Raw genomic sequence first — 11472 nt, forward strand, 5'->3', positions numbered from 1 at the left:
CAGCGAATTTATCGCGGCCAAAACCGCCTTGCACTTTCCACAGGAGCGCTGGAGCGATCTGGAACACAGGCTGGGTTCCGCGGCCAAAGAATTCGGGATTACCGACATACAAGAATTCATTAAATGGCTGCTGTCGGCTCAATTGAACCCCGACGAGATGGATATCCTGGTGAGCCATCTTGCCATCCATGAAACCTATTTCTGGCGCGAGCCGCAGTTGTTTGAAGCCTTGGTCGCCCAGATTCTGCCCGCTATTGTCCGGGCGCGTGAAAACTGCGGCAAATGCATAAGGATCTGGAGCGCGGGCTGCGCCAGCGGCGAGGAACCGTACTCCATTGCCATAGCGCTCCACCGGGCCATACCCGCCCTTAAAGATTGGCGGATCACCATTCTGGCCACCGATATCGACCCGCGCATCCTGCGCCAGGCCAAAGCCGGCGTTTACAGGAAATGGTCGTTCCGCAACGCGCCGCCCTGGCTCATGGAGGGGTACTTTGATCGTAAAAAAGACGGGGTGTTTGCGATCCTGCCGGAAATCCGAGAGATGGTCACGTTCGCCTGCCTGAACCTGGCGCAAGACCTGTATCCCACACCCCAGAACAACACCAACGCCATGGATATCATTTTTTGTCGCAATGTGCTCATGTATTTTGCGCTGGAGAGCGTCAAGCATATCGGGCTGGGCCTTTATCGCTCCCTAATGGAAGACGGATGGCTGATGGTCGGCGCCAGCGAACTTTCCCAATTTTTATTTCCGCAATTCGTCTCGGTCAAGTTTCCCGGGGCGATCGCCTACCGCAAGGAAACCAAGTGGGCGCATTTGCCGGCTGTTTTTCCGCATGAATCGCCGCCGCTATTCCAGTTCAAAGAGGATGAAAAGGTTTTGGCAACCGGCAGCCAATCACTGCCCCCAGATGAAAATGCCGCTGTTTTTGAACAAGCCGCGCCGGCAAGCGGCCTGGAGCCCCTAGAGATAACTGAAGCAGAAACATTACCGGACAAGGCCCATTTGATCAGGGCGCTTGCCGACCAGGGCAAGCCAAACGAAGCGTTGGCGCTGTGCGCCGAAGCCCTGGCAGCCAATAAGCTTGATCCCGGGCTGCATTTTCTGCAGGCCAGCATTCTTCAGGAGCTGGATCGAATCGATGAAGCGTGTGTTTCCCTGAAACGGACCCTTTATCTCGATCAGAATTTTCTCCTGGCGCACTTTGCCCTCGGCAATCTGGGGCTGCGCCAGGGCAATAAGCGGGCGGCAAAAAAACATTTCGAGAACGTCCTTGCCCTTTTAAAGGGGAACCGGACCGAAGACATCCTGCCCGAAGCCGAATGGCTGACGGCCGGCAGATTCAGGGAAATTATTCTTGCCACCATGGCGACCGGAGCCTTGGCATGAAACAAGGTCATTTATTGCAAGGCAAGGACTCCATCCTCAAAGCGCGGGCGCGCGCTTTGGCCAAAGAACCCGAGCGAACCGTTGGGTCCCGGGCATTTATTGAAATAGTCGAGTTCCGCCTGGCGTCGGAAACGTATGGCATCGAATCCTCGTTTGTCCGCGAAGTCCAGGCGCTCAAGGATTTCACGCCGCTGCCGGGCGTACCGCCTTTTGTTCTCGGCATCGTCAACGTACACGGGCGGATCCTTTCGCTGGTCGATCTTAAAAAGTTTTTCAATCTGCCGGACAAAGGGCTCGGCGAGCTCAACAAGGTGATCGTCCTCCAAAACGGCCGCATGGAATTCGGGGTCCTGGCCGATGCCGTCCCCGGGATCCGCTCCGTTCCCCTTGACGCGATCCAGGCGCCGCCCTGCACCATTACCGGGATCGGGGCGGAATATTTGCGGGGGATCACTGCCGGGCACGTGATCATCCTGGCTGCGGGAAAAATCCTGGGCGATGAGAAGATCATCGTGCACGAAGATGTTACTTAGAGTAAAAGCATACAGCCGTGTTCCCGGGACGATCCGGGAACAAAACAAAGGAGACAAGAATGAAAATGTCAAAAGCAGTCAAAGGAACCACGGAACCAAAACAGCAGGATACGGAATCGCACGCCGCCGCTTTCTATGCCCGCAGCCTGATCGAGGCGAGTCCTGATCCGCTGGTCACCATCAGTCCCGAAGGCAAGATCACCGATGTGAACAAGGCTTTCGAGGACATCACCGGCGTTTCCCGCAAGCGTCTTAGCGGCAGGGATTTTAGCGATTTCTTCACGGATCCGGCCAAGGCGCGGGCAGGATACAAGCAGGTGTTCTCCCAGGGCATGGTCAAGGATTATCCGCTCGCCATCCGCCATACGTCGGGCCGGACCACGGATGTGCTTTACAATGCCAGCGTGTATAAAAACGAAGCGGGTGAGGTGCAAGGCGTCTTTGCCTCGGCCCGTGACATCACCGAGCGCAAGGAAACTGAAGCCGGGATGGAAAAGGCCCGGAAAGAGCTGGCGGTCATTAAAAAAACCGCGGATGCCGCCAGCGAATTCGCCGAGAGCGTGATCAACACCGTGCGCGAGCCCCTGATCTCCCTGGACCAGGACCTGCGGGTGGTAACAGTCAGCCGCTCCTTCTATGACTTCTTCAAGGTAAAGCCCAAAGATACGGTGGGGAAGCCTATCTATGACCTGGGCAACAAGCAGTGGGATATCCCCAAGCTGCGCGAACTGCTGGAAACCATCCTGCCGCAAAAGGCATCCTTTGACAATTTTGAGGTCGAGCACGAATTTGCCGGCATCGGCCGGCGCGTCATGCTATTGAATGCCCGGCAGATTCAACAGGGCGAGGGCAAAGAGCGGACCATCCTCCTGGCCATCGAGGACATCACCGAGCGCAAGGAAATTGAAACCGGCCTGGAAAATGCCCGGAAAGAACTGGCGGTCATTAAAAAAACCGCGGATGCCGCCAGCGAATTCGCCGAGAGCATGATCAACACCGTGCGTGAACCCCTGATCTCCCTGGACCAGGACCTCCGGGTGGTCACCGTCAGCCGCTCCTTCTGTGATTTTTTCAAGGTAAAGCCCGAAGAAACCGTAGGGCAGCTTATCTATGACCTGGGCAACAAGCAGTGGGATATCCCCAAGCTGCGCGAACTGCTGGAAACCATCCTGCCCAAAAAGGCGAGCTTTGACAACTACGAGGTCGAACACGAATTTGCCAACATCGGCCGGCGCATCATGCTTTTGAATGCCCGGCAGATTCAACAGGGAGCGGGCAAAGAGCGGATCATCCTCCTGGCCATCGAGGACATCACCGAGCGCAAGCGCAGCGATGAGGAAATGAAAAAGTATCGCGAACAACTTGAAGAAATAGTGAAGCAACGGACGGAAAAACTTACCAACGTGTTATCGCAGGTAAAGGATACGGTCAACGTCCTCGGCACTTCTTCCAGCGAAATTTTGGCTTCGACCACCGAGGTCGCTTCCAGCGCCGCTGAAAACGCGGCCGCCATCGCCGAAACCACGACCACGGTGGAGGAAGTGCGGCAGGCCGTGCAGCTCTCCTCGCAAAAGGCGAAAAACGTATCGGACAGCGCCCAGCGCGTGGAGCAGATCTCCCGAACCGGGCAGAAGGCCGTGGAAGAAACAGCGGACGGCATGCGCAATATCCGCGAGCAAATGGAATCCATCGCCCAGACCATCGTTCGCTTGAGCGAGCAGGGGAAATCCATCGGCGGCATCATCGCCTCGGTTACCGACATTGCCGATCAATCCAATCTTCTGGCCGTCAATGCCGCCATCGAGGCCGCCAGGGCAGGGGAACAAGGCAAGGTATTCGCGGTCGTGGCGCAGGAGATAAAGAGCCTGGCCGAACAGTCCAAGCAAGCCACGATGGAGGTGCGCACCATTTTGAATGACATCCAGAAGGTGACCGGCGCGGCGGTGATGGCCACCGAACAGGGGAGCAAGGCCGTTGAAGCCGGAGTGAAGCAGTCCGTGCAGGCCGGAGAGGCCGTCCGGGCGCTGGTAGAGAGCATCACGGCGGCGGTCCAGGCCTCTACGCAGATCGTGGCCTCCAGCCAGCAGCAGGTCGTGGGCATGGACCAGATCGGGACGGCCATGGAGAATGTCAACCTGGCGGGGACCGAAACCGCCATGAACATCAAGCAGGTGGAAGCAGCGGCGAAGAACCTGTACGAACTGGGTCAAAAACTCAGGGAATTGGTGGAACAAGTCAAAGTGTAAAGGCGGTCCCAGACGATGGATGCGAAAAACGGTGAATTCCTCAAACGGCTCCGGGAGACATTCCGGATCGAAGCGGAGGAGCATGTACGCGCCCTGTCCACTGGACTGATTGAACTGGAAAAAACCACGGACGCGGAAAAACAGGCGCATGGCATCGAAACCATGTTCCGGGAGGCCCACAGCCTCAAGGGCGCCGCCCGTTCCGTGAACCTGGCGGACATCGAATCTCTATGCCAGGCCCTGGAGAGCGTATTCGCCGCACTGAAACGACAGGAAATAGCTTTGCAGCCGACACTGCTGGATTTGCTGCATCAAACCGTAGACGGCATTGCCCGGCTTGTTCCGTCTGCGGACGCGGAAGGGGTAAAAACAGGGCCAGCGTATAACGGGGAGCTCGCCTGTCAGCTGGACAAGGCCGCCAAAGGCCTCCCGCTGGCGGCAAAGCCCGAAAACAATGTACCGCAACCGCGCCTGGAGAGCCCTTTGCCGCAGGCGGAAACCGTGAGAATTCCAATAGCAAAGCTGGATCCCCTGCTGCTCCAGGCCGAGGAAATGCTTTCTGCCAAAATGGCCGCAGGCCAACGCGCTGCTGAATTGCAGGAGATCAATCGCGCGCTCTCTTCATGGAAGGCCGAATCAGGCAAATGGCAGGATCGTCACTCCCCGGGACAGGATCGGGCCGGGTTGCCGGAATGGAACGAGGAGCGCCTGGGCGCGCTGCAAAGCCGGGTGGCGGCCACGACCAAGGCCGTTGAACAGGACCAGCGCGCGCTCAAGCACATGGTGGACGATCATCTGCAGGCGATGAAGGAGCTTTTGCTGCTGCCGCTTGCTTCTGTGGTGGAGATCCTCCCCAAGCTTGTCCGCGATCTTGCCCGCGCCCAGGGCAAGGAAGTGGAACTGACCATTCAAGGCGCGGACATTGAAATTGACAAGAGAATTCTGGAGGAACTGAAAGACCCGCTCGTCCACCTGGTACGCAATGGCGTTGACCACGGCATAAAAAAGCCCGAAGAGCGCACGCGGGAAGGCAAACCGCCCTGCGGCGCCATCAGGCTCAGCTTTGTCGCCAAAGACAACCGCCAGCTGGGAATTACCGTAGCGGACGACGGCTCGGGCATTGATTTGAATAAAGTCCGCGCGGCAGCGGCAAAGCTTGGCCTCCGGCAGACAGATGCCAAAAAATGGCCCGATCCCGAGGAAACCCTGCAGCTTATTTTTCATTCCGGAATTTCAACCAGCCCCATTATTACGGATATTTCGGGGCGGGGCCTGGGCCTGGCGATCGTGCGCGAAAAAGTGGAAAAGCTTGGCGGCACCGTGTCTGTGGAAAGCCAAACCGGCGCGGGTACCACCTTTCGGCTTCTCCTGCCCATGACGCTCGCCACTTTCAGGGGCGTTCTGGTGCAGGCCAGCGCGCAACTATTTGTTCTGCCCACCATGAATGTCGAACGTGTTTTAAGGGTGCGTAAGGAGGACATTAAAACGGTGGAAAACCGTGAAACAATCAAGCTCGATGGGCAAATACTGCCCATGGCCCGCCTGCGTGACACATTGGCATTACCCCTCTGGAAAAACGGGTTGGCATGGAAAAAAGCTCCCGGCCGACCTGAGTCAAGCACCATGCCGATCATGGTTCTCACTTCCGCCGAAAAGCGCATGGGTTTTTTAGTCGATGAGGTCCTGCAGGAACAGGAAGTGCTGGTGAAAGGATTGGGCGCGCAGTTGAAACGCGTGCGCAACATTGCCGGCGCTACCATTCTTGGCAATGGCAGGGTCGTGCCCGTGCTCAATGTCCATGACCTGATGAAATCGGCCGTAAGCTCAGCCGCAGTCACCCGCAAGGAGGCGGTTACCGAAACAACCCCGGTAAAAACAGGAAGGATCCTCGTAGCCGAAGATTCAATCACATCGCGCACGCTGCTGAAGAACATCCTGGAGATAGCGGGCTACCAGGTGGCGACCGCGGTCGACGGCGTAGACGCTTTCAGCCAGCTGCGCAGCCAGGAATTCGATCTGCTGGTATCGGATGTGGATATGCCGAGGATGAGCGGTTTTGAGCTTACCACAAAAATCAGGGCCGATAAAAAGCTCGGCGAGCTGCCGGTGGTGCTGGTGACGGCGCTCGAATCGCGGGCAGACAAGGAGCGCGGCATCGAAGCCGGCGCGAACGCCTATATCATCAAGAGCAGTTTTGATCAAAGCAATTTGCTGGAAGTGCTGCGCAGGTTTCTGTGAGCGGATGTAAAAATGGAGCCAAGGGTGATCAAAGTCCTGATCGTTGAAGATTCGCCCGTGGCCAGGGAATTTTTGACATACGTTCTCACCTCCGATCCAGCGATCCGGGTTGTGGGGACGGCAAACAACGGCTTGGAAGCACTGGCAGCCATCAGGCAGAACAAACCCGATGTGATCACCATGGACATCCATATGCCCATGATGGACGGTTTCGAGGCGACCCGAAGGATCATGGAAACCTTGCCAACCCCTATTGTTATCGTCAGTGGAAATTTGGGAGGCGATGAGGTCGAGTCCACATTCCGGGCAATTGAAGCCGGCGCCCTGGCCGTTATCCGCCGGCCGCCGGGCTTTAACCACATAGAGTTTGAGACCGCTTCGAAAGAATTGATCCAGACCGTAAAATTGATGTCCGAGGTTAAGGTCGTAAAACGAGTCCCCCATGCCGTCAAAGCGCGCATTGCCGCGCCGCCGGCCATGGCGAAGCCTCTGCCTAAAACAGCCGTCATCCAGGCGGTTGCCATCGGCGCCTCCACTGGCGGGCCCCCGGTTCTTAACAAGATCCTTTCGGGTTTGCCGCAAAACTTTCCTGTTCCCCTGCTCATTGTCCAGCACATCGCGCAGGGTTTTTCGGAAGGTTTTGCAGAGTGGATTTCCAACGCATCCGGTTTCCCGGTGCAGGTCGCAACACATGGCGAGCGTCCGGTTCCCAGGCACGGTTATGTAGCCCCGGACGGCTTTCACCTGGGTCTGGATAGCGGTCCGCGCATCGCGCTCAGCAGCCTTGCTCCTGAAAACGGCCTTCGGCCTTCGGTTTCCTATCTCTTCCGTTCTGTCGCTCAGGTATTGGGCCCGGCCGCGGTCGGGGTGCTGTTGACCGGCATGGGCAGAGACGGAGCAGAGGAATTAAAGATGATGAAAGAACGAGGGGCGATTACTTTTGCCCAGGATGAAGAAAGTTCAGTTGTCCACGGCATGCCCGGCGAAGCAATAAAACTCAATGCGGCAACCTATATTCTTGCACCGGAAGACATCACCACCACGCTCATTGCCTTAATTAAAAATGAAAAGGTGATTTTATGAAAGATAAAAAGAATTCAGAAATTGACGGCGTCCAAATTCTGATCGCCGAGGACAGTCCGACTCAGGCAGAACAATTGAAGTACCTGCTTGAGAAACAGAATTATAAAGTGCTGGTGGCCAAGGATGGCAAAGAAGCTTTGGAAATGGTTGGTAAGCATAGCCCCTCCCTGGTCATCAGCGATATTGTCATGCCGGAAATGAGCGGTTATGAATTGTGCAAAGAAATAAAAGCATGTAAAAGCACCATGGACATTCCAGTTATACTGCTTACATCTCTTTTTCGTTCGGAAGATGTACTTGAAGCTATTTCCTGCGGAGCTGATAATTTTATAACCAAACCTTTTAGCGAAGATTATCTGATTGCTCATATTAAACAAATCCATGCCAATAAGGGAATCCAAAAAAATGAGAGCGACAGCGTTGGAGTGGGAATCACATTTGCAGGTAAAAGAAGTTTTATCACAGCCACTCGGCAGCAAATACTCACACTGCTCATTTCAACCTATGAAGCGGCGGTGTATAAGAACAAGGAACTGACCCAAACACAGGAAAAGTTGAAGCTGTTGAATGAAAACTTGGAAGATCTGGTGGAAAAAAGAACGGCAACGCTATCCGAGGAGATCGAGGAGCGCATACTGGCTGAATCGCAAAAAGAAATAGCTCTCGAGGCATTAACGAGATCAGAGAAGAATTTCCGACGCTCGCTGGATGACTCGCCGCTGGGGGTGCGTGTCGCGGCAGACAAAGGCGAGACTATTTACGCCAATAAAATGCTTCTGGATATATACGGCTACGCAAATGTTGAGGAACTGAATAAAGTTCCAATCAAGGAGCGCTATACCCCTCAGAGCTATGCCGAATTCCAAATGAGAAAAAAAGATCGGGAGCGGGGAGATTTCGGACCAAGCGAATATGAAATCAACATCGTCAGAAAAAATGGAGAAATTCGTCATCTCCTGGTGTTTCGCAAGGAGATTCTTTGGAACGGCACCAAGCAGTTTCAGGTCATCTACCAGGACATCACCGACCGCAAGCAGGCCGAAGAAAAAATAAGAAATTCCCTGGCGGAAAAGGAAGTACTGTTAAAAGAAGTTCACCACCGGGTAAAAAATAACCTGATGACCCTCATCGGCCTGATCAAAATGCAGGAAGCGAAAACCGATAATGTAGCCTTCAGTGATTTGCTGCGGGAATTGGAAGGCCGTGTCCGCGCCATGGCGCAGGTGCACGAGAACCTGCACAAATCCAAAGACCTGGCCCGCGTCAATCTGCAAGATTATATTGAGACGATGAGCGCCCATATCCGCGCCCAATTCGGAGCGGATCGCGATATCCATTTCCAGGTGCAGGCGGCCGGAGTGGAAGTGAACCTGGATATCGCCATCCCCTGCGGACTGATCCTGAACGAACTGATCACCAACGCCTGCAAGCATGCTTTCCCCGCCGGGCAGCCGGGCGAGATTTGCATTTCATTTCAAGAACGTACGGGCGTAAAATTTTACGCCCCTACAGAAGATACGGGCACGGTCCCAGTTAGGGGCACGGCGCGCCGTGCCCCTACGGATGGAGAAAATGCCCCTGCCTTCGAATTGACCGTGGCCGACAACGGGGTGGGGCTGCCGGCCGACTTGGACTTTGAGAAATCGGAAACCCTGGGACTGCGGCTTGTCAAAATGCTGAGCCAACAGCTCAACGGTTCAATCGCATTGGACCGTTCTGCCGGAACTGTTTTCAGTTTGAAATTTCCAGTGGCCGTCCCATGATGGAAATTTTGGTCCAGGCAAGAGTTACAGGTTTGCAGAAATGCTTGCGTTTTATATATCGGTTATTTTCAGACGTTTGGACGCTCCACCAAGGAGAGAATAATGAGCGGAAAAGATAAAACCGGAAAATTGTCCGATCCAGACAGCCGTATCCGCCAAGCGAAAGGTGAAAAAATGGCCAAGGAGCAGAAGGACCAAAAGCAACTCATGCGCGAGAACGAAGCCCTTCGGCGCCGCATCGCCGCACTCGAGCTCGAGGCTCAGCGATTCAAGGCCACTCTCTACAGCATCGGCGACGCGGTAATCGCCACCGACGCGGGCGGCAAAATCGTACAGATGAACCATGTGGCCGAGAAGCTGACCGGGTGGCCGGAGGCTGAGGCCCTTGGACAGCCGGCCGGCGCGGTGTTCAGGATCATAAACGAGGAGACGGGTGCCGAGGTCGAGAGCCCGGTCACGCGCGTCCTTCGCGAAGGCGCAGTTGTCGGGCTCGCCAATCACACGATGCTCATTGCCCGCGATGGAACGCGGCGACCCATCGCCGACAGCGGTGCACCCATTTGTGATGCGCATGATAAAGTGACGGGCGTGGTAATGGTCTTCCGTGACCAGACCGAGGAGCGTACGGCACAGAAAGCATTGAGGAACAGCGAGGAGAATTACCGTAATTTGGTAGAGAACGCGAGCATCGGCATCTTCCGTACGAGGATAGACGGTTCGAGAGTGCTCGACGCGAACCCCAAGCTCTGCGAGATACTCGGTTTGACCCGCGAGGAGTTTGTCGGTCAACCCAGCGCCATCGCCTGGGCCCATCCGGAGCAACGCGAGGATTTGGTGCGGCTGCTGCGGGAGAAGGGGACGGTCAACAACTACGAGATCGACCTGCGCACCAAGTCAGGGGAGATCCGCACCGTGATCATGTCGATGATAACGTACCCGGAACTGGGGTACCTCGAGGGCGGCATGCAGGACATCACCGAGCGCAAGCTCGCGGAGTCTAAGCTGGCTGCGGCACAGCAGCTTTACCGGGAATTGTTCGAAAACGTCAATATCGGCATTCTCCGTACCACACCGGGCCCGGAAGGAGCTTTCGTAGATTTGAATCCGGCGATGGTCAAACTGTTCGAAGCGGACAACCGCGAACAGTTGATGGCCCTTCACCCGAGCAAAATCTATTGGGACGAGAGCCAGCGCAAATTCATTAGTGATGCCATCGTAGCCAAGGGCACTGCAAAGGAGGAAATCAAGTTCAAGACCCTCAAGGGAAAGCCGATCTGGTGCCGCATAACAGCGGTTAAAAAGATCGACGCAAGCGGTCAGGTTTATTTTGATGACACTATTGAGGATATCACCGAGCGCAAGCAATTCGAAGCAGCTCTGCGTGAGGCGAACGAAAATCTCGGGAATTCTAACAAAGAACTCGAGCAGTTTGCTTATGTCGCCTCGCACGATCTTCAGGAGCCGCTGCGCATGGTGTCGAGCTACACCCAGTTGCTGGAGCAGCGCTACAAGGACAAACTCGACCAGGATGCGAAGGATTTTATCGGCTACGCGGTCGACGGCGCCAACCGCATGCAGAGGCTCATACAGGATCTTTTGGAATATTCGCGCGTCACGACCCGCGGCCAGCCCCCGGCATTGTTTGACGCGCACGACGCGCTGGGCGAGGCGATCAAGAACTTGCAGGTTGCAATCCAGGAGTCCGGGGCGCTGGTAACCAGCAATGATCTTCCCATGGTGCTCGGTGATCGTACCCAGATCGTGCAAGTATTTCAGAATCTCATCGGCAACGGCATCAAGTTCCAACGTCCGGATGTGGCGCCGCTAATTCACATCAGCGCGGAGGACGATCTCCATGATAACCGTCTCAGACTTTTCAAAGTCAGCGACAACGGCATCGGCATCGAGCCCCGGCACTTCGAGCGCCTGTTCCAGATCTTCCAGCGTCTCAACAGCAAGAAGGAGTACCCCGGAACCGGGATCGGCCTCGCCTTGTGCAAACGCATCGTCGAACGCCACGGCGGGCGGATATGGGTGGAATCCGAGCCCGGGAAGGGATCGGTCTTTTTCTTCACCCTGCCGGCTGAAGACCATAATAATAAAGGAGAACCAAAATGAAACAACAACACAACAGCAAGTTAGTCGACATCCTCCTCGTCGAGGACAACGAAGGAGATGCCAGGCTCGCCAAGGAGGCGATGCTGGACAGCAAAATC

General features: G+C 55.5%; 7 protein-coding genes. All 7 read left to right on the plus strand.

The features are described 5' to 3' along the window. Positions 1-1393: chemotaxis protein CheR (locus NTW95_05695; protein MCX6556910.1), on the plus strand; the 1393-nt coding region annotated here is incomplete at its 5' end. Next, the gene (locus NTW95_05700) at positions 1390-1926 is read left to right on the plus strand and encodes a chemotaxis protein CheW (protein ID MCX6556911.1); all 537 of its coding nucleotides are present in this window, start codon (positions 1390-1392) and stop codon (positions 1924-1926) included. The genes NTW95_05695 and NTW95_05700, both read left to right, overlap by 4 nt. A gap of 59 nt (positions 1927-1985) precedes the next feature. Further along, complete coding sequence (locus NTW95_05705; GenBank protein MCX6556912.1) at positions 1986-4172, plus strand: PAS domain-containing methyl-accepting chemotaxis protein; 2187 nt, start codon at positions 1986-1988, stop codon at positions 4170-4172. Positions 4173-4187: 15 nt separating this feature from the next. Further along, complete coding sequence (locus NTW95_05710) at positions 4188-6410, plus strand: response regulator (GenBank protein ID MCX6556913.1); 2223 nt, start codon at positions 4188-4190, stop codon at positions 6408-6410. 24 nt (positions 6411-6434) lie between these two features. Then, a complete protein-coding gene (gene cheB, locus NTW95_05715) occupies positions 6435-7493 on the plus strand; it encodes a chemotaxis-specific protein-glutamate methyltransferase CheB (GenBank protein ID MCX6556914.1) in 1059 nt (352 codons plus the stop codon). Beyond that, the gene (locus NTW95_05720; protein MCX6556915.1) at positions 7490-9256 is read left to right on the plus strand and encodes a response regulator; all 1767 of its coding nucleotides are present in this window, start codon (positions 7490-7492) and stop codon (positions 9254-9256) included. The genes cheB and NTW95_05720 overlap by 4 nt, the downstream gene beginning before the upstream one ends. A gap of 102 nt (positions 9257-9358) precedes the next feature. Next, positions 9359-11374, plus strand: a complete 2016-nt coding sequence (locus tag NTW95_05725) for a PAS domain S-box protein (protein ID MCX6556916.1) — start codon at positions 9359-9361, stop codon at positions 11372-11374. Positions 11375-11472 lie beyond the last annotated feature (98 nt).

This window comes from Candidatus Aminicenantes bacterium, from assembly GCA_026393795.1.
Lineage (GTDB): Bacteria > Acidobacteriota > Aminicenantia > UBA2199 > UBA2199 > UBA2199.

What these genes read in the sequence shown, in the direction of transcription:
- NTW95_05700 (MCX6556911.1), top strand. Translation starts at nt 1,390, where the DNA reads ATGAAACAAGGTCATTTATTGCAAGGCAAGGACTCCATCCTCAAAGCG.
- NTW95_05705 (MCX6556912.1), top strand. Translation starts at nt 1,986, where the DNA reads ATGAAAATGTCAAAAGCAGTCAAAGGAACCACGGAACCAAAACAGCAG.
- NTW95_05710 (MCX6556913.1), top strand. Translation starts at nt 4,188, where the DNA reads ATGGATGCGAAAAACGGTGAATTCCTCAAACGGCTCCGGGAGACATTC.
- NTW95_05720 (MCX6556915.1), top strand. Translation starts at nt 7,490, where the DNA reads ATGAAAGATAAAAAGAATTCAGAAATTGACGGCGTCCAAATTCTGATC.
- NTW95_05725 (MCX6556916.1), top strand. Translation starts at nt 9,359, where the DNA reads ATGAGCGGAAAAGATAAAACCGGAAAATTGTCCGATCCAGACAGCCGT.